The organism is Streptomyces sp. SCSIO ZS0520 (assembly GCF_025643355.1).
GTDB lineage: Bacteria > Actinomycetota > Actinomycetes > Streptomycetales > Streptomycetaceae > Streptomyces > Streptomyces physcomitrii.
Window position 1 is genome coordinate 4,779,642 of sequence record NZ_CP092644.1, and the last position, 22,121, is coordinate 4,801,762.

Here is a 22,121-nt window from a genome sequence, read left to right on the forward strand (position 1 = left end):
GCCCCTGCGGTGATCGCCACGCTGCCTTACCGATGGTTACCCCACCGTCGCGCGGAGCAATCGGATCACCGCGGCGCCCGGCCGCGAGGCCCGCCGGTCCCTGCCGGGCCGGCCCGGGAGCTCACCGCGCCCGCGCCACCCGGCCCTCGTCCCAGACCGGTTCGGGGGCCTCCCGCAGGCGGCCGTCCGAGCCGAAGACCAGGTACCGGTCGAAGGAGCGGGCGAACCACCGGTCGTGGGTCACCGCGAGCACGGTGCCCTCGTAGGCCTCCAGCGCGTCCTGGAGGGCCTCGGCGCTCTCCAGGTCCAGGTTGTCGGTCGGCTCGTCCAGCAACAGGGCGGTGGTACCGGCGAGTTCGAGCAGCAGGATCTGGAAGCGGGCCTGCTGGCCGCCGGAGAGGCGGTCGAAGGACTGCTCGGCCTGCGCGGTCAGTTCGTAGCGGCGCAGCAGGGACATCGCGGCGCCGCGGTCGCGGGCGTGGTCCAGCCAGAGGATGTCGAGCAGGGTCCGGCCGAGGAGTTCGGGGTGGGCGTGGGTCTGGGCGAAGTGGCCGGGGACCACCCGGGCGCCGAGCTTCCAGTCGCCGGTGTGCGCGACCTCCTCGCCCGCGAGCAGCCGCAGGAAGTGCGATTTGCCCGAGCCGTTGGAGCCGAGCACCGCCACCCGCTCGCCGTAGAAGACCTCCAGGTCGAACGGGCGCATCAGACCGGTGAGTTCGAGTCCGGCGCAGGTCAGCGCGCGCACCCCGGTACGGCCGCCGCGCAGCCGCATCCGGATGTCCTGCTCCCGCGGCGGCTCCGGCGGCGGGCCCGCCTCCTCGAACTTGCGCAGCCTGGTCTGGGCGGCGGAGTACCGGGAGGCCAGCTCATGGCTGACCGAGGCCGCCTCCCTGAGGCTGAGCACCAGCTTCTTCAGCTGCGCGTGCTTCTCGTCCCACCGCCGCCGCAGCTCCTCGAAGCGCGCGAACCGCTCCTTGCGCGCCTCGTGGTAGGTGCCGAAGCCGCCGCCGTGCACCCAGACGTCCGCCCCCGCGGGCCCGGGCTCCACGCTCACGATCTTCTCGGCGGCCCGGGCGAGCAGCTCCCGGTCGTGGGAGACGAAGAGCACCGTCTTGCGGGTGGCCCGCAACTGCTCCTCCAGCCACCGCTTCCCGGGCACGTCGAGGTAGTTGTCCGGCTCGTCCAGGAGCAGCACCTCGTCCGGCCCGCGCAGCAGCGACTCCAGTACGAGGCGCTTCTGCTCGCCGCCGGAGAGGGTGCGCACCTGGCGCCACTGCGCCTTCTCGTACGGGACGCCGAGGGCCGCCATGGTGCACATGTCCCAGAGCGTCTCGGACTCGTAGCCCTGCACCTCGGCCCAGTCCGAGAGGGCCTGCGCGTACCGCATCTGCGCGGCCTCGTCGTCGACCGTCATCACGGCCTCCTCGGCGGCGTCCACCGCCCGCGCGGCGGTCCTGATCCGCGGCGGGGCCACCGAGACCAGCAGGTCCCGTACCGTCCGCTCGTCCCGGACGCTGCCCACGAACTGCGGCATCACCCCGAGTCCGCCGGTGACGCTCACCGAGCCGCCGTGCGGGCGCAGCTCGCCCGCGAGGAGGCGGAGCAGGGTGGTCTTGCCCGCGCCGTTCGGCCCGACCAGGGCCAGCGCGCTGCCCTCCGGGACCCGGAAGGACACGTCCCCGAGCAGGGTCCGCCCGTCCGGGAGGTGGTACTCGACGTGCGCGGCCTCAAGATGTCCCATGCGGCGCATTGTGGGCGGCGGGCGGCGGGGGCGGCAAATGAGTTCCGGTGCGCGCCCGGGGCCGCGGGGCGCCAGGCGGTGGCGAGGCCGCCCCGTGCCGCGACCGGGCGGTCCTCTGAAGCGGTCCTCTACAAGGGCCCCCTGAAGGGGCGATGGCCGGCCTCAGAGGTGGCGGCGGATGGCCTTGGCGATCTTCCGGGTTTCGCGGCCGATCTCGCGCAGGGTTCCGCCGAGCGGCGCGGTGTAGCCGGTGAAGAAGAGGCCGGGCGCGTTCGCGGGGCTGCGTCCGGGGCGTGCCGTGGGCAGTCCGTGCGCGTCCAGGACGTCGAGATGGCCGAGCAGCTCCTCCAGTCCGGGCCGGTAGCCGGTCGCCGCGATCAGCACCTCCGGCGCGAGCAGCGTCCCGTCGGCCAGGAGCACCTTGCCGCCGTCGAAGGACTCCACCGCGGCGACCGGCTCCACCCTCCGCTTGCGTACGGCGCGGATCAGCCCCGGGTCCAGTACGGGCGCCGCGCCCTGCCGGGCCCGGGTGGCGAGCCCCCGCTCCGGGCGCCCGAGGCCGTACTCGGCGAGGTTCGGCACGCTCAGCCGCACGAGCACCGCCGCCAGCCGGTCGACCAGCGGCACCGGCAGCCGGCGGCAGAGCACGCCCGCGCGCTGGACGGGGACGCCGAGCAGCGAACGCCGCAGCAGATGCGGCGGGGTGCGCACCGCGAGCCGGACCTTGTCCGCCCCGGCCGCGGCGAGGTCCACCGCGATCCCGGCGCCGCTGCTGCCCGCGCCGACCACCAGGACCTCCCGGTCGCGGTACGGGGCGGCCTCGCGGTACCCGCTGGAGTGCAGCAGCTCGCCGTGGAAGTCCTCCTGGCCCTCCCAGCCGGGCAGCCGCGGCGTGCGGTGGCGGCCGGTCGCCACCACCACGGCGCTGGCCGCCAGTACCCGGCCGCCGGTGGCGTGCAGCAGCCAGCCGGAGTCCTCCGGGGCGCGGTCGACGCGGTCGACCTCGACGCCGGTGACGATCTCCAGGTCGTGGTGGTCCGCGTACTTCTCCAGGTAGCGGACCATGTCCCCGGGCGAGACCCGGCGCCCCGACCGGCGCGGCATCCTGAGCCCGGGCAGCGCGGCGAGCCGCCGCGGGCTGTGCAGCCGCAACCGCTCGTAGTGCCGCCGCCAGGAGGCGGCGATGTCCGTGCTCCGCTCCAGGACCACGGCGCGTATCCCGGCGGCGCGCAGCGACCGCGCCGCGGCGAGCCCGCCGGGACCTGCGCCGATGACGTAGACCGGCCGGTCGGCGGTGCGTCGGGGGGCTGGGGCGGGGGGAGTCGCGTGGGGCATGTACGCGAGCGTAATCACCTCTTGAGTTGATGGGTCTCGGTCAAGGAGGAAATAAGTTGCGAATGGGTCACGAGGTGGCGCAGTCAACACCCGGGCGGGGGTGGGAGGTTGGGCGCGGCCCCCTCGGGCGGGGTGCCGCCGGGGCGGTCGCGGGGGTGGGCGGGGTACCGGTACGCGTACTTCAATGGGCGGATGCCCGACCCCGTACCGCCGCCCCGGCCGATCGCCGCCCCCGGTGCCGCCGCCCCGCGGCCCGACTCGCCCGCCGCCCCGCTGCCCGAGGCCGAACTCACCGGCGAGGGGCTGCGGTTGAGGCCCTGGCAGCCGGAGGCGGAGGAGGATGTGGACGCCTGGCTGCGGGGGGTCCTGGACGAGGAGTTCCTGCGCTGGAACACCCCGCTGAAGCCGATCACCGACCGCATCGGCGCCCGGGAGAGCCTGCGCAGAAGGGCAGAGGAGGGGCGGGCCGGTTCGGCGGTCTCCTTCTGCGTCACCGACGCCGCCGACGGCACCGTCCTCGGCCACCTCGCCTTCCAGCCGGTGGACCCCGTCAGCCGCTCCGCCCGGGTCGGGTACTGGGTGCTCCCCGAGGCGCGCGGCCACCGGGTCGCCGCTCGCGCGCTGCGCCTGGCGGGGGACTGGGCCTTCACCCGGCTCGGCCTGCACCGCGTCGAACTCGGCCACGCCATGGGCCACTTGGCGTCCTGCCGGATCGCCGAGCAGTGCGGCTACCCGGCCGAGGGCGTGCTGCGCGGAGCGATGTTCGCCGCCGGACGCCATGACGCCTTCCGCGATGTGCATCTGCACGCCCGGCTCGCCTCCGACCACGCGGCGGAGCGGGACGGCGTCAACGGTGTCAACGGTGTCAACGGCGGTGACAGCGCGGGCAGTTAAGGGTCGGGCGGCAGCAACTGCGCTTCAGGGCCAGAGGAGTTCCCGTACCCAGGGGGCCGGTCCCGCGGCCTGTGAGGACGGGGCGGTCCGCTCCTCACGCTCCGGGCCGTCCGGCGCGTCCGGGGCTTCCGGGCCGTCCGCCGCGGTGGGCCCGGCCAGCCGGTAGCGGAGCCGTACATGCCGCCGGTGGCTGTCGCCCTGGAAGAACTCGGCCTCCTCGGGGCGGAGCAGATACAGGGTCCAGCTCGGCGCCTCGGCCCGCGGCTCCCGGCTCGCCCGGTTCCAGGCGGCCTCCGAAGCGCGGACCAACTCCCCGTAGGAGCCGAGGACTTCGCTCTGCCGGCCCACGAGGGCGGAGGCGAGCGCCCCGGTGGAGCGCGCGTGCAGATCGGCCTGGGCGGCGGCTCCGGGCAGCGGGGTGACGGTGCCGCGGACCCGTACCTGGCGGCCCAGGACCGGCCAGTAGAAGCCCAGCGCCGCGAACGGCCTGGCGTGCAGCTGCCGCCCCTTGCGGCTGCCCTCGTGCGAGGCGAACCACCAGCCGCGGTCGTCGGCCCCGTGCAGCATCACGGTCCGTACGTCCGCGCGGCCCTCGGCGTCCGTGGTGGCGAGGGACACCGTCTGCGGCTCCGCCTGACCGGCCTCGGCGGCCTCGGCGAACCAGGTGCGGAAGAGGGGGAGGGGGCTGCCGGGGGCGCCCTCGGTGTCGAAGGCGGGCAGCGTCGTACGGGCCGGGTGCCAGACGGGCAGGGAGCGGAGCAGGCGGTCGAAGTCCGCCTGGCTGGTGGCGGCGGGCGAGGGGGGTTCCGACGGCTCGGTCATGGGCTGATTGTCGCGCGGCGGGGGCGCTGCGGGGTGACCGGGGCGGTGGGGCGCGGCGGCGCGGCGGACGGGGTCCGCGGACGGGGTCCGCGGACGCGGACTGCTGACAGGAAGGGTGTCCGGTCCCGGTGGTGCGGGGCCTCGGGGCGGGGGGCCCGGCGGTCCGCGGTGGCGGCTACTTCGTCGGCTTGCGGCCGGTCACGCCGAGGTGGACGAGGAGCGCCAGGTTCGGCTTCAGCTCGGCCTGCTTGACGCCCCAGGTCTGGAAGCCCTTCTGGTGCGAGGCCACCGCGGCGAGCATCGCGACCAGCGAACCGGCCACCGCGGCGGGGCTGACGTCCTTGTCGACCTTGCCCTTGGACTGGAGCTCGGTGACGGCCTCGGTGAGCGAACGGGTCACGGAGTTCAGGACCTTCATACGGATCTTGTAGAACCGTTTGTCCCCCTCCGCGGCGCCGAGGTCGACCACCCGCAGGATCGCCTCGTTGCGCCGCCAGAAGTCGAGGAATCCGTCGACGAGTTCCTGCGCGCTCTGCCAGCCGCTCTTGCCGGTCCAGGACCGCCCCTCGACGAGCGAGGTGAGACCCGAGCCCTCCGCGGCCATGCCCTCGGCGAGCTCCAGGACCGCGCCCTCGACATCCGGGAAATACTGGTAGAACGTCGCCGGGGAGGTGCCCGCCTTGCGCGCCACGTCGATGACCTTGACGTCCCGGTAGGGCGAGGAGCTGAGCATCTCGCTGAGGCAGTCGAGCAGCTTCTGACGCGTCGCCTGACCACGCCGTCCGGCAACGCGGCCGTCGACGGTTCTCACCTGTCCTGTCATGCCGTCAGCTTACCGAGGGGTGTTCGGCGCGCGATTCGGCCGACTGCAAATGGGGTTGGGGCCCCCGGGCGGCGGCTCCGCGTCCGTCAACAGGCTGTGGACAAGTGCCTCCCGCGCGCTCGCCCCGCCCGCGGGCCCGCGTTAGCTTGTGCCTGACGGGCCCCGCGTAACGGGCGCTCTCGCCCATATCGGAACATTCGCCGTGCTCATGCGTACGGGAAGGACCCTCCCCATGGCCGCATTCGCCGAAGGCGTCCCCTGCTGGGTCGACGCGATGCTCCCGGACGTGGCGGCGGGCAGGCGCTTCTACGGCGAGGTCTTCGGCTGGTCCTTCGGCGAGGCCACCGGCAAGGAGTACGGCTACCGCACCCAGGCGTACCGGGACGGCAAGAACGTCGCCGCGCTCGCCCCCAAGCGGGACGGCCGGATGCCCACGGTGTGGACGGTCTACCTCGCCACCCCGGACGCGGGCGCGCTCACCGCGCGGGTGCTGCGCGCGGGCGGCCGCGTCGTACGGGAGCCGCTGCCGGTCGGGAGCTTCGGCACCATGGCGCTCGCCGCCGACCCGGAGGGCGCCGTCTTCGGGCTGTGGCAGGCCGCCGCCTACCCCGGCTTCGCCCTGCACCAGGAGCCCGGCTCCTACTGCTGGGCCGAGGTCTGCTCCCGCGAGGCCGCCGCGGTGGACCCCTTCTACGAGGAGGTCTTCGGCTACGTAGCCGCCGATGTCCCCGAGGGCGACGGCTCCGACTTCCGTATGTGGTCACCGGCGGGGCGGGAGCCGGGCCCCGAGACCGCTGTCGCGGGCCGGGCCTTGGTGGGCGACACGGTGCCCGCCGAGATGCCCGCCCACTTCCTCGTCTACTTCCGCGTCGAGGACTGCGACGCGACCGCCGCCTCGGTGGTCCGCCTCGGCGGGCGGATCCGCTCCGCGCCGGTCGATGTCCCGCCGTACGGGCGGATGGCGGTGTTCGCCGACGACCAGGGGGCGGAGTTCGCGGTCCTGCAGGAGTTGTGAGGGGCCGGACGGCGGCGGCGGGGGCCCGGATCCGGGGCGGAGCAACGGGGGCAATCCGCCGGAAGAGGGTCCGGACTCCGTTATTCCGGCCCGGACCCCGGCATTCCGTCGCCGCTTCTCCATCGGATCTGCACGTCCGTGGCGGGATTCCGGGGGCAATCTGGGACGAGGTGCCGCGGCCCCGGTGGCGGGAGGGGGGTGCGGCTGGCGCGTCTGAAAGACCCCGTACCTGCAAAAACGCGGAATTTCGCGGGCGGCGGCGCGTATTTTGTCCCGAGACACCCCGGTCCTGACCCGGGTTCGCAAGACGGGGGCCGGACAGGAAGAATCGGGGTGCGTTCCGCCGCGGGCTTCGGTGGTGAGACGCTGCACGGGTTGCAACTAGAGGAAGCGACCCGAACGGGGAGGTGGCAGGCAAGTGGTCGATCAGCTGACGCAGCAGGATCCGAGACGGATCGGTCCGTTCGAGGTCCTTGGGCGGCTCGGAGCCGGCGGCATGGGGCTGGTCTATCTCGCGCGCTCGGCTTCCGGCCGCCGGGTGGCGATCAAGACGGTCAGGACCGAGCTCGCCGAGGACCAGCTCTTCCGGGTCCGCTTCACCCGCGAGGTCGAGGCCGCCCGCGCCGTCTCCGGCTTCTACACCGCCGCCGTCGTCGACGCCGACCCCCGCGCCGCCGTCCCCTGGCTCGCCACCGCCTACGTACCCGCGCCCTCGCTAGAGGAAATAGTGAACGAGTGCGGGCCGCTCCCGGCCCAGGCCGTACGGTGGCTGGCCGCCGGTATCGCCGAGGCGCTCCAGTCGATCCACGGCGCCGGTCTGGTCCACCGGGACCTGAAACCCTCGAACGTCCTCGTCGTCGAGGACGGCCCCCGCGTGATCGACTTCGGCATCGCCTCGGGTGTCTCGAACACGCGCCTGACCATGACGAACGTCGCCGTCGGCACCCCCGCCTACATGTCGCCGGAGCAGGCCAAGGACTCCCGCAGCGTGACCGGGGCCAGCGATGTGTTCTCGCTCGGCTCCACCCTGGTCTTCGCGGCCACCGGGCACGCCCCCTACCACGGGGCCAACCCGGTCGAGACCGTGTTCATGCTGCTGCGCGAGGGCCCGGACTTGAAGGGCCTGCCGGACGAACTGCGGCCGCTGATGGACGCCTGCATGGGCATGGAGGCCGCCGACCGCCCGAGCCCGGCCGACCTCCAGGCCCAGCTGGCCCCGCACCTCTTCGCCTCCGGTTCCGACGACAGCGGCACCGCCTCCGCCTGGCTGCCGGAGCAGGCGGTGGCCCTCATCGAGTCCCGCCGCGGGGGCCGCCCCGCGGTCAAGCCCGCGGCGGCGCACGGCCACGGCGGCAAGGCGAGCCCGGTCACGGCGCCCCCGCCTCCGCCGCCCTCGCACGCCCCGCCGGTGCCCGCGCGCGCCCACGAGTCCGTGCACGCGCAGGCGCCCGCCTACGCCCCGGCACCCGTCCACGCTCCCGGGCACTCCCCGGACGCCGCCCCCGTGCACCTCGCGGGCGCCCGGGTGCCCATCGGCCCCGGGCCGCGGGCGGCCGAGGCCCGGGCCGCCGCCGTCGGGGCGCCGCCCGTCGAGGCGGGTCTCGCCGGTTCCTGGTCGCGCGGCCAGGCGGGCCAGGCCCAGGGCGCCGAGCCCGCGGTGCCCAGCCCCGCCCCCGCCGTGGACGCGGGCGGCGCCTGGCGGCCCTGGCGCTTCCGGATGTCCAACGACGTCTGGGGCACCCCCGCCGTCGCCGGCGACCTCGTCTACGTCACCTCCTTCGAGGTGCACGCCCTCGACGTCGGCACCGGCCGCCGCCGCTTCAAGACCCGCGACGTCGCCTGGTCCATGGCGGTCGCGGGCGGCCGGATCCACGCCTCGGACGGTCCCACCCTCTACGCCCTGGACGCCCGCGAGGGCTCCGAGCTCTGGCGGCTGACCACGGACGCCTGGGTCTACTCCCTCCAGGCGGACCGCGGCACCGTGGTCACCGGCACCCGGGGCGGCGGAATCCAGGCCTGGGAGGCCTCCAACGGCCAGAAGCTCTGGGAGATCACCGGGGCGCAGACCGACTTCGAGACCCCCGAGGCCGGTCCCGCCGTCCACGACGGCACGGTCTACGTCTGGCAGGACGCCCGGCTGCGCGCCCTGGACGCCCGCACCGGTGACGAGCGCTGGTCGTACCCCATCGGCGACGCCGCCTCCTGCGGCGGCGTCCCGGTCCGCCTGAACCACGCCCCGGACGGCTATGTCTACGTCGCCGCCGGTACCCGGGCCCTCGCCCTCGACATCGCCCAGGGCCACGTCCGCTGGCACTTCGAGGCACCCGCGGTCTTCCTCAGCCCGCCCGCCTTCGCCCCCGGGCCCGCGGTCACCGGCGGCGGCGTCTACCTCGCCGACTACCTCGGCACGGTCTACGCCCTGGACGCCACCGACGGCCGCGACCGCTGGCGCATCGCCACCGAGTCCCGCTCCTCGGTGGAGCCGGTGCTGGTCGCGGGCGGCCATGTCCACGTGGGCAGCGGCAAGGGCCTCTACACCCTGGACGCGGTCACCGGCACCCCCAAGTGGCGCTTCCAGGCGGGCGGCGAGGTGGTCGGCACGCCCGTGGTCGCGGAGGGCCGGATCCACTTCGGCTCCACGGACCACCTGCTCTACACCCTGAAGGCCGACGACGGCCGCCTGCGCTGGAAGCTGGCCACCGGCGGCGAGATCACCGGGGCACCGGTCGTGGAGGCCGGAGTCGTCTACGCCTGCAGCAAGGACCGGTGCGTGTACGCGCTGGACGCGGAGAAGGGGACGGGGACCCGGGGGTAGCCCGTCGGCGGCCCGGGGTTGGCGCGGCGGCGACCCGGGGAGGGCGCGGCGGCCGCCGTCAGCGCGGTGCGCCGTCGGCGGCCGTCAGCTCCCGGCCGGGTGCCCTCGTCAGTGGTGCTGGTGGGAACGCCGGTGCCGATGCCGGTGTCCGGCGCCCTGGGGCGGGTGCTCCGCGGAGGAACCCCAGGTGATCCGGGTGGGCGGGCCGGTGCCCTCGGTCCCCGGCGGGTAGGGCCCCGGCTCGGTCGGCGCGGGCTCCTCGTAGGCGGGCTGCTGGGCCGCCGGGTAGGTCGCCGTGGGGTGGTCGGGGGCGCCGGGGTAGGTGTCGTCGGGCCCGGCCGGTGCGTAGGGGCTTCCCCACTCCTGCGGCGGGGTCCGGTCGTACGGGGCGAACTGCTCGGCGCCGGTGGCGGGTTGGGCGTACCCGGGTCCGGGCGCGGGGGCGTACCGGGGCTCGGCAGCCGGGGCGTACCGGGGTGCGCGGGACGCCCGGCGGCCGCGCATCAGCGCCGCTCCCAGGAAGAGGAGGACGCTGCCGCCGAGGGCCATACCGGCGCCGTGGTCGAGGCCGGTTCCGTCACCGGCGACGGTCAGGCTGCCCTGGTCCTGGGCCTGGCGGACCATCCACAGCGCGGTGAAGCCGAGCACGAGCACCCCGGCCAGGGCGACCAGGAGCCGTGAGCGCAGGACCACCCCGAGCAGGGCGACCACCGCCGCGACGGCGAACGGCAGGAAGAGCGAGCCGAGCAGTACGGCTTCCGCCCCGGAGACACCCGTACTCGTGAAGAGGTCTTCGAGGCGGAAATCCCGTCCGGGACGGCCGTCGTACCAGGCACGGAAGGGGCTCCAGACGGCGGCCGTCGCTCCGAGGAGAGCAAGAAACGACCCGAGGATGTTGCGAGGCATCGCATTCCTCCTTCGAGGGCTCTCGCCTCCGACGCTACGCCCGGTGACCGGGCCCCGCATGCGGGCGAGCGGGGACGGCGGCGGGGACGGCGGCACCGCTCCGGGGCGCCGGGAGCGTCCGGGCGCGAGGCTCCGTACCCCCCGTCCCGTCCGCGCCCCGTGCGGTCCGCCACAGGCCTGCGCCGAAGCGGTAACGGTCCGGAACCACCCCTGGAGGCAGGGGAGTTGACCGTTGTTAGGGTGACGCGCTCCCACCCACTCTCCAGGGGATGAACGCATGCGCGCTCAGCTGCGCCTCACCGCCGTACTCGCCGTCGTGGTCCTGTTGCTCACGGGATTCTCCGCGCGGGGCGGCCACGGCGGTCATGGCGGCCACGGTTCCGGCGGCGGGGGCTGCAGCAGCTCCCACCAGAACCACGGCGGCGGTTCCTCGTACCGGGACCACGACGATGACGACGACGATGACGATGACGACTACGGCGGCGGGAGCGGCGGCTACGAGGACCCCTACCCGAGGGAGAGCGGCAGCCCCAGCGGGACGGCCGTCGCCACCGTGGTCCGGTGCGCCGGGGACAAGGGGGCGCCGGGCGGCAACGGGCGCGCGGAGGTGGTGGTCCGGCACACCAGGGGCTTCGCGGTCGCCTACCGCGTCCGCCTCACCTTCCGGGACGCCTCCGGTGCCGTGCTGACCCGGGGCGAGGGCAGCGTGCACGTGCCGGCCGGCGGCGAGCAGAGCGTCGAGATCGCGCCCGAGGACGGCGGCGAGCTCGCCCGGATCCGGAGCTGCCAGGTCGCGTATGTCGGTGCGCGGGACGGTAGTTGAGGGGACGGGAGCCGAGGGGAACGCGCGCCCGAGCCGGTGGCGGCGGGGCAGGGCCCCGCACACAGCGGGGCCGCGACAGCCCCCCTCCTGCTGTCGCGGCCCGGTGCGGTGCGATGGTGCGGTGACGTGACCTCAGTGAGCGGGCTCGGTGGTCACGTGGATGTTGTCCGTGCTGACGTCGCCCTCGCCCTTGCCCTTCTTGGCGCGGGGCTTGTCCTTGGCCTCGGTCTTCTCCGGGGCGTCCGTGACGTGGATGTTGTCCGGGTGCACGGTCGTGTCGTCGTTGTCGTGGGAAGTGGCCACTGAATTCACCTCTGTGACTGGCTGAATGGGGTGAGGTGCGGCCCCGCCGGACATTCCCCCGAGGACGTCCGGATGAGGCCACCACGGTCGCCCACCCTGATGAGCGGATACGGCAACCTAACCGGCGGTCCGTCGATCCACCGGTGCGGCGGATCGACGGGAACAAGACTGCCGGTTGGCGATAAACGAACGATTAACGTCCTGACCGCATCTCGCAGCAACCGCCCCGCCGAATGTAACGGGCCGACAGTGCAAGCAACCCGGCCCGGGGCCAGTCGAGTTGGGCCGCACCCCCGGGCGCGCCGCCCGCATCCCAGGCCGGAGCGGGTCCGGGGGCCGACGGGGGGCGGGGGAGGCGGCTCCGGCTCGCGCGCGTGTTTCGTAACACGGGCTACGCCACCGCCACGGGCGCGAGCAGCCCGCGGACCTCCTCCGCCTCGTCCGAGCCGAGTTCCTCGTAGATGGCGAGGGCCTCGCGCCAGCAGACCTGGGCGCGGCCGGACTGGCCGATCTGGTTGAGGGCGCGGCCGAGCACGGTCAGGACGTTGCCGCGGCGCCACTCGCCGCCGATGCCGCGCAGCACGGTCAGGGCGGCGTCGGCGTGGGTCGCCGCCTGGGCCGGTTTCCGTACGGCCAGGTCGAGTTCGGCGAGCCTGAGCAGGGTCATGCCCTCCCACAGGCGCTGCCTGCTGCTGCGGAAGACGTCGAGGGCCTCGGTGAAGCGCTCGGCGGCCTCGCGGTGGCGGCCGCTGGCGCTGAGGGCCATGCCGAGCGCGTAGCGGCCGTTGGCGCCCTTGAGGGAGTGGCCCATCGAGTCGTACATGTCGGTGCCCTGCTGGGCGAGGCGTACCGCGCTCGCCGCCCGGCCGGTGCCCAGATGCGTACGGGAGACGTTGCACAGGGCGCTGGCGGCGCCGGGGCCGTCGCCGCGGGCGTGGAAGCCCTCGTAGGCGCGCTGGAAGTACCCTTCCGCGACCTCGAAGCGGTTCTGGTAGAAGGCTATGGCGCCGACCATGTTGGCGGCCCAGCACTCGGTGAGGCCGTCCCCGGCCGCCTCGGAGAGGCGCAGCGCGCGCAGGCCCTCCTCGTCGGCCTGGTCGAAGCGGCCCATCAGGAGGTGGGCGTTGCCGAGCACGATGGAGGCGCGGCCCTCCGAGCGGCTGTCCGCGCAGGCGCGGGCGGCCTCGACGAGGGAGGTGGCCGCGGCCTCGTACTCCCGGGCGTTGGCGCCGGACTCCGCGAGGTCGACGGCGGCCCACATCAGGTCGATGGCGCGCCGCAGGGTGCCGGATCCGGTGGACTGGCGTACGCAGGCGAGCAGCGGGATGGCCTCGGCGTACAGCCAGTCCTGGGCGGCCGGGCGCTCGGTGAAGGCGAGGCCGGGGTGGCGGCTCGGCTCCAGGCTGTCCACCAGGCGGTCGCCGGGGCGGTCGATCTCGTAGACCCGGCGGGCGGAGGCCAGATAGAAGTCGAGCAGCCGCGAGGTGGCCGCCGCGCGTTCGCCCGGGGGGTGCTCGTCGCGTTCGGCGCAGGCACGCGCGTAGAGCCGGACCAGGTCGTGGAAGCGGTAGCGGCCGGGGGCGGCGGATTCCAGGAGCGAGGTGTCGACGAGGGCTTCGAGCAGGTCCTCGGCGTCCTCGACCGGCAGGTCGAGCAGGGCGGCCGCGGCGGCGAGGGACATGTCCGCGCCGTCCGCGAGGCCGAGCAGGCGGAAGGCGCGGGCCTGGGCGGGTTCCAGCTGGCCGTAGCCGAGTTCGAAGGTGGCCTTGACGGCGAGGTCGCCGGCCTGGAGCTCGTCGAGCCGGCGGCGTTCGTCGCCGAGCTTGGCGGCGAGGACGGAGACCGTCCAGGTGCGGCGGGCGGCGAGCCGGGAGGCGGCGATCCGGATGGCCAGCGGGAGGAAGCCGCAGGCCGAGACGACGTCGAGGGCCGCCTCCCGCTCGGAGGCCACGCGCTCGGCGCCGACGATCCGGGTGAACAGCTGCAGGGCCTCCTCGGGGGACATCACGTCCAGGTCGACGAGGTGCGCCCCGGCCAGGTCGACCATCCGCACCCGGCCGGTGATCAGGGCGGCGCAGCCCTCGGCGCCGGGCAGCAGCGGGCGTACCTGGGCGGCGTCCTTGGCGTTGTCGAGCAGCACGAGGACGCGGCGGGTGTCCAGGCTGGAGCGGTAGAGGGCGGCGCGCTCCTCCAGCGAGTCGGGGACGGCGGACTCCGGGGTGCCGAGCGCGCGCAGGAAGGAGCCGAGCACGGTCTCCGGGTCGGCGGGGCGGGAACCGGCGCCCTGCAGATCGACGTACAACTGCCCGTCCGGGAAGGAGGCGCGGGCGGCGTGCGCGACGTGCACGGCGAGGGTGGTCTTGCCGACGCCGCCGATACCGGCCAGCGCGGAGACCGCCATCACCTTGCCGTCGGCGGCCGAGAGCACCTCGCCCAGCTCCGCGACCAGGTGCTCGCGGCCGGTGAAGTCCGGCACGGTGGCGGGGAGTTGGGCGGGGCGGACGGCGGCGGGCGGGGGCGTGGCGGTGCGGGTCCCGGACTGGGCGAGCCCCGGGTCGGCCTGCAGGATGCGCTGCTGGAGCTCCTTCAGGCCGGGGCGGGGGTCGACGCCCAGCTCCTCGGCGAGCAGGCGCCGGGTGTCCGCGTAGACGGCGAGGGCCTCGGCCTGGCGTCCGCTGCGGTAGAGGGCGAGCATCAGCAGCTCGCGCAGGCGCTCGCGCAGCGGGTGGGCCGCGGTGAGCGCGGTCAGCTCGGCCACGGTCTCGGCGTGCGCGCCCTCGTCCAGGTCCATGTCGAGCCGGGATTCGAGGAGTTGGAGGCGCCACTCCTCCAGGCGGGTGCGCTGGGTCTCGGCGAAGGGGCCCGGCAGATTGGCCAGCGGTTCGCCGTCCCAGGTGCCGAGGGCCCGGTTGATGAGGGCCCGGGCGTGCGAGAGGTCACCGGCGGTACGCGCCTTCTCGGCCTCGGTACGCAGGCCCTCGGCGACCGACAGGTCGAGCCGGTCCGAGGAGACGCGGACGGCGTAGCCCCCGGCCTCGCTGACCAGGACCTCCGCGCCGAGGACCTTGCGCAGCCGGGAGGCGTACGTGCGCAGCGCGGCCAGCGCCTGGGACGGCGGCTCCTCGCCCCAGAGGGCGTCGATGAGTTCGGAGGCGGTGGCGGTGCGGCCCTCGCGCAGCAGAAGGGCGGCGAGCAGGGCGCGCTGCTGGGGCGAGCCGGTCGGCAGGGGCTCCTCGCCGCGCCAGGCGCGGACCGGTCCGAGCACGCTGAACCGCAGCGCCGGGGCCGCCGGCCCGGGGCCCGTGGCCGGGTGCCGCTGCCGAGGTACGCGCTCGCGGTCCATTGCTTCCCCCTGCCCTACCCGTGACGTCTGCCGTGCCGGTGACTCTGCGGCTGCCCGGGGGCTCCGCGCCGTCACCTTCTGCCGTGTGGTTCCGGTGTGTCTGTCTGTGTCTGTCTGTTGTCTGTGTGTGTGCCCGTGTGCCTGTGCTTGCTGCCGTGCGCGCTTCTGCTGCCGTACCTGTGCTCGCTGTCGTGCCCGTGTCTGCCGTCGTGCTCGGTGGTCGTGCTCGGTGGTCGTGCCTGCTGTCGTGTCGGTGACGCCCGCCTCGGCCGCGAGGCCTTCGCCGGGCGTCCGTCGCCGTGCGTCCGCCGGGGCCCCGCCCCGTCTGCGAGGCGCCGCCCGCCCGGACGCCTGCCCCTGCTCTTTGCGATGCCGCCCGTGAGCCCGTCCCGCTGAGCGGGCGCCCGGGCGTCGCCTCCGCCAGTTTGCCTTGTCGAGCCGGTGCACGTCAGCCGCGGGGGCGACCTCTCACAAGGTCCCCCCGGGTGGCCGGAAGCGTCCGGGTCGCACCCGGGGTGCCCGAGGTTGACTCTGCGTCAGGGAGGCGCGGTCCCCGGGGCGGTGGCGAAATCCCCGGGAGTTCCGGTGCGGAGCACGGCGCGGCGGGGCCGGGCGGCGGCGGCCCCCGCGGTCCGGGCGGAGGGCCGCCGCCCCCGAAGTGCCAGGGCAAGGGCGTGCGGGCGGCCCCGGGGCACTGTGCGGAAGAACACATTCCGGCAGCGGGTTCGCGGTGTCCGGCCACGTGCCGCCGCCGGTACGGGAGTCGGCGAACGGGCCGCCGCCGTACGCGGATTCACACCCTCCGCTCATGCCCCCGGCCCGCGGCCTCCGCTTGCGATCGTGACGAAATCCGGCTGGAAATCATCACCTACGGGCAGATTGCGTGCAGAGGGTGAGGAGTCCCGCAGGGGTGCGGCGGGCGGGCCCGCGCCCCCGCGCACCCCTGGTCCTCCCCGCGCGCGCCCGCGCGGCCGCGGTGCCCCGGGCGCTTGCTCACGCTCCCAGGAACACCGGATTGGTGAACCCCACCAGCGCCCCCGGCAGCCCCGGCACCGCCGGGGCGTGGCGGACCTCGGCGCGGACATAGGCGGCGTACTCGGCGGTCGTCCGCCACTCCACGCTGCCCGCGCCGGAGGCCGGCAGGGCGGCACCGGTGAACAGGGTGCCCTGGTCGGTGACGATGCTCGGGGTGGCACCGGGAGCGCCCTTGACCTCCAGGCGGACGGTGACCGGGGCCTCGGGCGCCACCCGCAGCCGCTCGCCGATGCCCGCGTGCTCGCCCCGGCTGCCCGAGGCGCTGAACGCCAGCTCGACCTCGGCCGATTCGGCGACGTAGCTGCGGCCCGCGCGGATGCCCGCCTGGATCGCCCGGCGGCTCAACTCCTCGGCCAGGACGACGGTCTGCGGCATGCCGACGGCGTCCGGGTCGCGGTGCGCGTCGCTGCTGCCCATGGCGGGCAGCCAGCCGCGGCCCGAACGCACCGAGGAGACCAGCATGTTGTCCCACTCGGCGAGGGTGACCTCGTCGTCGGGCGTGTAGGCGCCGTTCCACACCTCCACCGCGTCGGCCTCGTTGAAGCCGAACTTCCAGTTGCAGCCGACGCAGGTGGCGTGCGGGTGCGCGGGCACCACGAGGCCGCCCGCGGCGCGGATCTGCCGGGCGTACTTCCCGAAGCGGTTGTCCCGGGCCCGGTAGCGCCAGTCCACGAAGGTGCCGGGGTCGGTGCCGAGGGCGACCACATGGCCGTTGCGGGTGGTGATCTCCTCGCCGAGGAGGACGAGCAGGTCGTCCCCGGCCGCCGCGGACCAGGCGCGGTGGGCGGAATGGGTGTTGTGGTCCGAGGAGTTGAGGAAGTCGAGCCCCGCGGCCCGGGCGAGCGCGGCGATCTCCTCGGGGGTGCGGCGGCCGTCGGAGTGCCAGGAGTGCAGATGGCAGTCGCCGCGGTACCAGGCGCGGCCCCGCCCCTTGGCGCGCTCGGCGGGGTAGCGGGGCCGGGGAGTCCGGCCCGGAGCACCGTGGGTGAGGGTGACGGTGACCTGGTAGGGCAGGCCCTCGGGCGCCACGGTGTAGGGGCCGAGCGCGATGTGCCAGGTGCCGGGGCGGATCGGGCCCGGCAGATAGCCGGGGGTCGCCTCGTCGGCGCGGACGAAGAACTCGGTGCGGGCGCCGCCGGACCAGCCCCGGAAGCCGCGGCCGCCGAGCGCGGTGCCGCCCTCGTCGAAGAGGCCGATGTCGAGGGCGTTGCCCTGGGTGCCGGGCGGGACCTCCGGCTTCTCGTACGTATAGGCCACGTGGATCTCGCGTACCCCGTGCGGCACTTCGACGGGCAGGTAGACGAAGTCGGGGGAGCCCGGCGGCAGGGTCCCCTCGACCGTGCGGCGCTGCTCGGTGCCCGGGGCGGGGGCCCGCTCCCCGTCGGCCTCGGCGAAGGTCACGGTGCCCAAGGTGAGGGCGGCGGCGGCCGAGGAGACGAACATCGTGCGCCGGGTGAGACGCCCGCCCCCGTCCGCCGGGCCGCCCGGATCGCCGTGGCCCGCCCGGTGGCTCCCGCCCTGGCCCTTGACGTGGTCCTCGCACATGCTGACTCCCCTGGAGAGGCCGGATGGCTGCGGATCGGTGCCGCCGGGCCGTGGTCCCGGTGCCGGACGACACCCTGGTATCGGGCCATGAACTCCCCGGGAAGGGAAGGGAATCGACAGCTTTCGGCCGGGCGGCTTTCCCGGCGCCGCAGTGCGGCGGGATCAGGCCCGGGCAGTCGACACATTCCGCTCGTATGCTCGGGCACATGACTGATCACCTCTCGGTTCCGCCCGGGGCCCCCACGGCCAACGCGATGCGCCGCGCCCTGCGCAGGGCGCGGGACGGTGTCGCGCTGGACACCGCCGAGGCGGCCGTACTGCTCCAGGCCCGCGGGGAGGATCTGCGGGACCTCGCGGCCTCGGCGGGGCGGGTGCGGGACGCGGGCCTGGAGGCGGCAGGGCGCCCCGGGGTGCTCACGTACTCGCGCAAGGTCTTCATCCCGCTCACCCGGCTGTGCCGGGACCGGTGCCACTACTGCACCTTCGTGACGGTGCCGGGCAAGCTGCGCGGGGCGGGCCACGGGATGTACCTCTCGCCGGACGAGGTCCTCGACATCGCCCGGCAGGGCGCCCGGATGGGCTGCAAGGAGGCGCTGTTCACGCTCGGGGACCGGCCCGAGGACCGCTGGCCCGAGGCGCGCGAGTGGCTGGACGCGCACGGCTACGACGACACCCTCGCCTATGTGCGCGCCATGGCGATCCGGGTCCTGGAGGAGACCGGGCTGCTGCCGCACCTCAACCCCGGGGTGCTCTCCTGGACCGACCTCCAGCGGCTCAAGCCGGTGGCGCCCTCGATGGGGATGATGCTGGAGACCACCGCGACCCGCCTGTGGTCGGAGCCCGGCGGCCCGCACCACGGCTCGCCCGACAAGGAACCGGCCGTGCGGCTGCGGGTCCTGGAGGACGCGGGCCGCAGCAACGTCCCCTTCACCACGGGCGTCCTGATCGGCATCGGCGAGACCTACCAGGAGCGCGCCGAGGCGCTGTTCGAGCTGCGGCGGATCCAGCGGGCCTACCACGGGGTGCAGGAGGTGATCGTGCAGAACTTCCGCGCCAAGCCGGACACGGCGATGCGCGCGATGCCCGACGCCGACCTCGCGGAACTCGCCGCCTGCGTCGCGGTGACCCGCCACCTCCTCGGCCCCTCGGCCCGGGTGCAGGCGCCGCCGAACCTGGTGGACGAGGAGTACGCGCTGCTGATCTCGGCGGGCATCGACGACTGGGGCGGCGTCTCCCCGCTCACCCCCGACCACGTCAACCCCGAGCGCCCCTGGCCGCAGATCGAGGAACTGGCCGCCCGCACCGCCGAGTCGGGCTTCACCCTGCGCGAACGCCTCACCATCTACCCGGAGTTCCTGCGCCGCGGCGAGCCCTGGCTCGACCCCCGGCTGCTGCCGCACGTACGGGCGCTCGCGGACCCGGAGACCGGTCTCGCCCGCGAGGGGGTGCTCCCCGAGGGGCTGCCCTGGCAGGAGCCCGACGAGGTCTTCGCCGCGGGCGGCCGCACCGAACTGCACCGCACCATCGACACCGAGGGCCGCACCGCCGACCGCCGCGGCGACTTCGACGAGGTGTACGGCGACTGGGGCGCCCTGCGCGAACAGGCCGCGCCCACCATGGCCCCCGAGCGGGTGGACGCCGATGTCCGCGCCGCGCTCGGCACCGCCGCCGAGGACCCCACCCGCCTCACCGACGACCAGGCCCTCGCCCTGCTGCACGCGGAGGGGCCCGCCCTGGACGCCCTCTGCCGGATCGCGGACGAGCTGCGCCGCGAGGTGGTGGGCGAGGACGTCACGTACATCGTCACCCGCAACATCAACTTCACCAATGTCTGCTACACCGGCTGCCGCTTCTGCGCCTTCGCGCAGCGCCGCACCGACGCGGACGCCTACACCCTCTCCCTGGACCAGGTCGCCGACCGCGCGCAGCAGGCCTGGGAGGTCGGCGCCGTGGAGGTCTGCATGCAGGGCGGCATCCACCCCGACCTGCCGGGCACCGCCTACTTCGACATCGCCCGCGCGGTCAAGGAGCGCGTCCCCGGCATGCATGTGCACGCCTTCTCCCCGATGGAGGTGGTCAACGGCGCCACCCGCACCGGCATGTCGGTACGGGACTGGCTGACCGCCGCGCGCGAGGCCGGGCTCGACTCGATCCCGGGGACGGCCGCCGAGATCCTCGACGACGAGGTCCGCTGGGTCCTCACCAAGGGCAAACTCCCCGCCGCCACCTGGGAGGAGGTCATCACCACCGCGCACGAACTGGGCATCCGCTCCTCCTCGACCATGATGTACGGGCATGTGGACCAGCCCCGGCACTGGCTCGGCCACCTGCGCACCCTGGCCCGGATCCAGCGGGCGGCCCTGGAGAAGGGCGTCGCGGGCTTCACCGAGTTCGTGACGCTGCCCTTCATCCACACCAACGCCCCGGTCTATCTGGCGGGCATCGCCCGGCCGGGACCCACCGACCGCGACAACCGCGCGGTGACGGCGATGGCCCGGCTGCTGCTGCACCCGTACATCCCGCACATCCAGACCAGTTGGGTCAAGCTCGGGGCCGAGGGCGCCGCCGAGATGCTCCGCTCCGGCGCCGACGACCTCGGCGGCACCCTGATGGAGGAGACCATCTCCCGGATGGCGGGCTCCGGTTACGGCTCCTACCGCTCGGTGGCCGACCTGGTCGCCATCGCGGAGTCCGCGGGCCGCCCGGCCCGGCCGCGCACCACCCTGTACGGGGAGGTCCCCGAGGAGCGCAGGGCGGCCGCGGCGGCGCGCGACGGGCAGCTGCCCCGGCTGCTCCCGGTGCTGCCCGCGACCTGAGCCGGCGATCGTCCGAACACCGCACAAAACCGCGCGGAAAGCCCAGTCTCCGCATTCCGCTGTGGCCCACAACCGGTCGTTGCCGGTCGATTACAGTGCTGCCGGGACGGGCCCAGCGGGTCCTTCCACCGTGCGACGACGGGGGCAGGGAAGGAGGTCCGGTGAGCGCAGGAGCCACCGCCGTCTGGGGCCGCGCCGAGCAGCAGGACTTCCGCAGCCGGGTGCGCGGATCCCTCCTCGGTCTCGCCCTCGGCGACGCCCTCGGCGCCCCCCTCGAAGGCCTCGGCCCCGAGCAGATCCGCGAGGAGTACGGGGCCGAGGGGCTGACCGGCCCCGCCCCCGCCTACGGCAGACGCGGGGCCGTCACGGCGGCCACCCAGCTCACCCTGTTCACCGTCGACGGGCTGATCCGCGCCCAGGTGCGCCGCGACACCGGCGCCTGGCATCCGCCGACCGACCTGCACCGCGCCTACCGCCGCTGGTCGGCCACCCAGCACGACTGGGGCCCCGACGAACGCCGCGGCGAGGACGGCTGGCTGGCCCGCGAGGAGTGGCTGTACGCCCGGCGCTCGCCCGCCCGCGCCTGCCTGATCGGACTCGGCGACGAGTCCATGGGCACCCTGGAGTCCCCGAAGAACCCGGGGGACGACTCGCCCGACGCGGCGGTGCGTTCGGCCCCCTTCGGCCTGCTCGTCGGCTGGGAGCCGCAGCTCGTCCTGCAACTCGCGGTCGAGTGCGCGGTGCAGACCCACGGGCATCCGACGGCGTACCTCTCGGCGGGGGCGCACGCGGTGATCGTGCACGCCCTGGCCCGCGGCGAGAGCCTGGACGCCGCCGTGCAGCGCGCCCTCGCCCTGCTCGCCGCCCGGCCCGGCCATCTGCCGGTCACCGACGCCCTCCAGCACGCGCTCGGCGCGGTACGGCAGGGCATGCCGACCGCGGCGCGGGTCGAGGAACTCGTCGGGGACGGCGCCGCCGACGGCATGCTGTCCGCCGCGGTCTACTGCGCCCTGGTCGGCGAGGACATCCGGCACGGGCTCTGCCTGGCGGTCAACCACGGCGGCGACTCCTCGGCGACCGGGGCGCTGACCGGGGCCCTGCTCGGCGCGCTGCACGGGGAGACGGCGCTGCCGCCGGCCTGGGTCGCGGGTCTGGAGGGCCGGGCCACCCTGCTCGAACTCGCCGACGACTACGCGATGGAGATGACCCAGGGGCCCGCCCTGCACGGCCCGGGGGTCTCCTCACCGTCCTGGCTCGCGCGGTATCCGCGGGGTTGAGGCGGGGCCGTCCCGGCCCTGACCGGTGGGAGTGCCGCCTGGCAGCACGGGAGTGCCGCCCGGCAGGAGGGGCGGGGCAGCGCCGAGCCCCCTCGGCCGGGACGGCGGACCAGTCGAGAGGGCTCTTCCTGCTGCGGTGCAGCGGTCTGTTCGCGGTGCAGCGGTCTGTCGCGCTGTGCGGTCTGTCGCGCTGTGCGGCCGGTTGGGCCGCGGGGGCTCAGCCGCGGTGGCCGAGGGCCCCGTGGCTCACTTCGGTCACGAAAGCGCTCCAGGAGCCGGGGGCGAAGCCGAGCGCCGGCCCCCCGGGCACTTTCGAGTCCCGTACCGCGACGGCATGTGCCACGGGGGACTTCACTTCGACGCAGGCGCCGTTTCCCGTGGAGTACGAGGACTTGGTCCAGCTGTGGGTGGCGCCTTGTTGGATTGCCATGTCTGCTCCGGTTCGGCCAGTCGGTGATGTGGTGTCACCGCGCAGAGTCGGCAGCAACGGTGTGACCGGCCAACTCCTCTGCGTGATGGCGTGATCGACGCTACTCGTCCGCCCTCGGGGACGCCGGAGCCGTTCACTCGACCGGATGGCATATTCCAGAGGTGACTTCCGCCCTGCCGGTATGGCGGTGTACCGTGC

At 74.8% G+C, this 22,121-nt stretch carries 15 protein-coding genes; 6 read left to right on the forward strand and 9 right to left on the reverse strand.

Translation table 11 applies throughout. The features are described from left to right. Nucleotides 1–121: 121 nt before the first annotated feature. Entirely contained in the window at nucleotides 122–1,741 is a 1,620-nt protein-coding gene (locus MID12_RS18915) for an ABC-F family ATP-binding cassette domain-containing protein (protein ID WP_263169018.1), read from the reverse strand. A gap of 162 nt (nucleotides 1,742–1,903) precedes the next feature. Further along, complete coding sequence (locus MID12_RS18920; RefSeq protein WP_040252341.1) at nucleotides 1,904–3,076, reverse strand: flavin-containing monooxygenase; 1,173 nt, start codon at nucleotides 3,074–3,076, stop codon at nucleotides 1,904–1,906. Between the two features lie 192 nt (nucleotides 3,077–3,268). Between MID12_RS18920 and MID12_RS18925 the strand changes: the two genes are divergently transcribed. After that, a complete protein-coding gene (locus MID12_RS18925; RefSeq protein ID WP_263169023.1) occupies nucleotides 3,269–3,970 on the forward strand; it encodes a GNAT family N-acetyltransferase in 702 nt (233 codons plus the stop codon). Between the two features lie 24 nt (nucleotides 3,971–3,994). Here MID12_RS18925 and MID12_RS18930 read toward each other — a convergent pair whose 3' ends face one another. Beyond that, nucleotides 3,995–4,792, reverse strand: coding sequence for a pyridoxal 5'-phosphate synthase (locus MID12_RS18930; protein WP_263169025.1), 798 nt, complete (start codon nucleotides 4,790–4,792; stop codon nucleotides 3,995–3,997). Between the two features lie 175 nt (nucleotides 4,793–4,967). Further along, complete coding sequence (locus tag MID12_RS18935) at nucleotides 4,968–5,615, reverse strand: TetR family transcriptional regulator (protein WP_078845087.1); 648 nt, start codon at nucleotides 5,613–5,615, stop codon at nucleotides 4,968–4,970. Nucleotides 5,616–5,847: 232 nt separating this feature from the next. Between MID12_RS18935 and MID12_RS18940 the strand changes: the two genes are divergently transcribed. Together MID12_RS18940 and MID12_RS18945 are read left to right on the forward strand one after the other, a co-directional pair. Beyond that, the gene (locus MID12_RS18940; protein WP_263169029.1) at nucleotides 5,848–6,630 is read left to right on the forward strand and encodes a VOC family protein; all 783 of its coding nucleotides are present in this window, start codon (nucleotides 5,848–5,850) and stop codon (nucleotides 6,628–6,630) included. Nucleotides 6,631–7,048: 418 nt separating this feature from the next. Then, nucleotides 7,049–9,445, forward strand: a complete 2,397-nt coding sequence (locus MID12_RS18945) for a PQQ-binding-like beta-propeller repeat protein (RefSeq protein ID WP_040252348.1) — start codon at nucleotides 7,049–7,051, stop codon at nucleotides 9,443–9,445. A 108-nt stretch (nucleotides 9,446–9,553) separates the two neighbouring features. Here MID12_RS18945 and MID12_RS18950 read toward each other — a convergent pair whose 3' ends face one another. Beyond that, the gene (locus MID12_RS18950; protein WP_263169033.1) at nucleotides 9,554–10,351 is read right to left on the reverse strand and encodes a hypothetical protein; all 798 of its coding nucleotides are present in this window, start codon (nucleotides 10,349–10,351) and stop codon (nucleotides 9,554–9,556) included. A gap of 277 nt (nucleotides 10,352–10,628) precedes the next feature. Between MID12_RS18950 and MID12_RS18955 the strand changes: the two genes are divergently transcribed. Beyond that, entirely contained in the window at nucleotides 10,629–11,174 is a 546-nt protein-coding gene (locus MID12_RS18955; RefSeq protein ID WP_263169034.1) for a hypothetical protein, read from the forward strand. A gap of 132 nt (nucleotides 11,175–11,306) precedes the next feature. On the opposite strand, the gene MID12_RS18960 is transcribed toward MID12_RS18955, so the two are convergent. From MID12_RS18960 to MID12_RS18970, 3 genes are all read right to left on the reverse strand, one after another. After that, the gene (locus MID12_RS18960; protein ID WP_159393017.1) at nucleotides 11,307–11,477 is read right to left on the reverse strand and encodes a hypothetical protein; all 171 of its coding nucleotides are present in this window, start codon (nucleotides 11,475–11,477) and stop codon (nucleotides 11,307–11,309) included. A gap of 391 nt (nucleotides 11,478–11,868) precedes the next feature. Then, nucleotides 11,869–14,820, reverse strand: a complete 2,952-nt coding sequence (locus MID12_RS18965; RefSeq protein ID WP_263169037.1) for an AfsR/SARP family transcriptional regulator — start codon at nucleotides 14,818–14,820, stop codon at nucleotides 11,869–11,871. Between the two features lie 993 nt (nucleotides 14,821–15,813). Then, complete coding sequence (locus MID12_RS18970) at nucleotides 15,814–17,400, reverse strand: CehA/McbA family metallohydrolase (protein WP_411576980.1); 1,587 nt, start codon at nucleotides 17,398–17,400, stop codon at nucleotides 15,814–15,816. Nucleotides 17,401–17,654: 254 nt separating this feature from the next. Here MID12_RS18970 and MID12_RS18975 point away from each other — a divergent pair, with 254 nt between their 5' ends. After that, complete coding sequence (locus MID12_RS18975) at nucleotides 17,655–20,216, forward strand: bifunctional FO biosynthesis protein CofGH (protein ID WP_040257712.1); 2,562 nt, start codon at nucleotides 17,655–17,657, stop codon at nucleotides 20,214–20,216. Between the two features lie 161 nt (nucleotides 20,217–20,377). Further along, nucleotides 20,378–21,493 carry an ADP-ribosylglycohydrolase family protein gene (locus MID12_RS18980; protein ID WP_263169043.1) on the forward strand — a complete coding sequence of 372 codons (1,116 nt, stop codon included), beginning with the start codon at nucleotides 20,378–20,380 and terminating at the stop codon, nucleotides 21,491–21,493. A gap of 217 nt (nucleotides 21,494–21,710) precedes the next feature. Here the strand turns inward: MID12_RS18980 and MID12_RS18985 are convergent, their stop codons facing one another. Continuing rightward, entirely contained in the window at nucleotides 21,711–21,923 is a 213-nt protein-coding gene (locus MID12_RS18985; protein WP_078845090.1) for a DUF397 domain-containing protein, read from the reverse strand. Between the last annotated feature and the right edge of the window lie 198 nt (nucleotides 21,924–22,121).

Bases quoted from the DNA above. Each gene is read 5' to 3' on its own strand.
- MID12_RS18915 (WP_263169018.1), bottom strand. From the start codon at position 1,741: ATGGGACATCTTGAGGCCGCGCACGTCGAGTACCACCTCCCGGACGGG.
- MID12_RS18920 (WP_040252341.1), bottom strand. From the start codon at position 3,076: ATGCCCCACGCGACTCCCCCCGCCCCAGCCCCCCGACGCACCGCCGAC.
- MID12_RS18925 (WP_263169023.1), top strand. From the start codon at position 3,269: ATGCCCGACCCCGTACCGCCGCCCCGGCCGATCGCCGCCCCCGGTGCC.
- MID12_RS18930 (WP_263169025.1), bottom strand. From the start codon at position 4,792: ATGACCGAGCCGTCGGAACCCCCCTCGCCCGCCGCCACCAGCCAGGCG.
- MID12_RS18935 (WP_078845087.1), bottom strand. From the start codon at position 5,615: ATGACAGGACAGGTGAGAACCGTCGACGGCCGCGTTGCCGGACGGCGT.
- MID12_RS18940 (WP_263169029.1), top strand. From the start codon at position 5,848: ATGGCCGCATTCGCCGAAGGCGTCCCCTGCTGGGTCGACGCGATGCTC.
- MID12_RS18950 (WP_263169033.1), bottom strand. From the start codon at position 10,351: ATGCCTCGCAACATCCTCGGGTCGTTTCTTGCTCTCCTCGGAGCGACG.
- MID12_RS18955 (WP_263169034.1), top strand. From the start codon at position 10,629: ATGCGCGCTCAGCTGCGCCTCACCGCCGTACTCGCCGTCGTGGTCCTG.
- MID12_RS18965 (WP_263169037.1), bottom strand. From the start codon at position 14,820: ATGGACCGCGAGCGCGTACCTCGGCAGCGGCACCCGGCCACGGGCCCC.
- MID12_RS18970 (WP_411576980.1), bottom strand. From the start codon at position 17,400: ATGTGCGAGGACCACGTCAAGGGCCAGGGCGGGAGCCACCGGGCGGGC.
- MID12_RS18975 (WP_040257712.1), top strand. From the start codon at position 17,655: ATGCGCCGCGCCCTGCGCAGGGCGCGGGACGGTGTCGCGCTGGACACC.
- MID12_RS18985 (WP_078845090.1), bottom strand. From the start codon at position 21,923: ATGGCAATCCAACAAGGCGCCACCCACAGCTGGACCAAGTCCTCGTAC.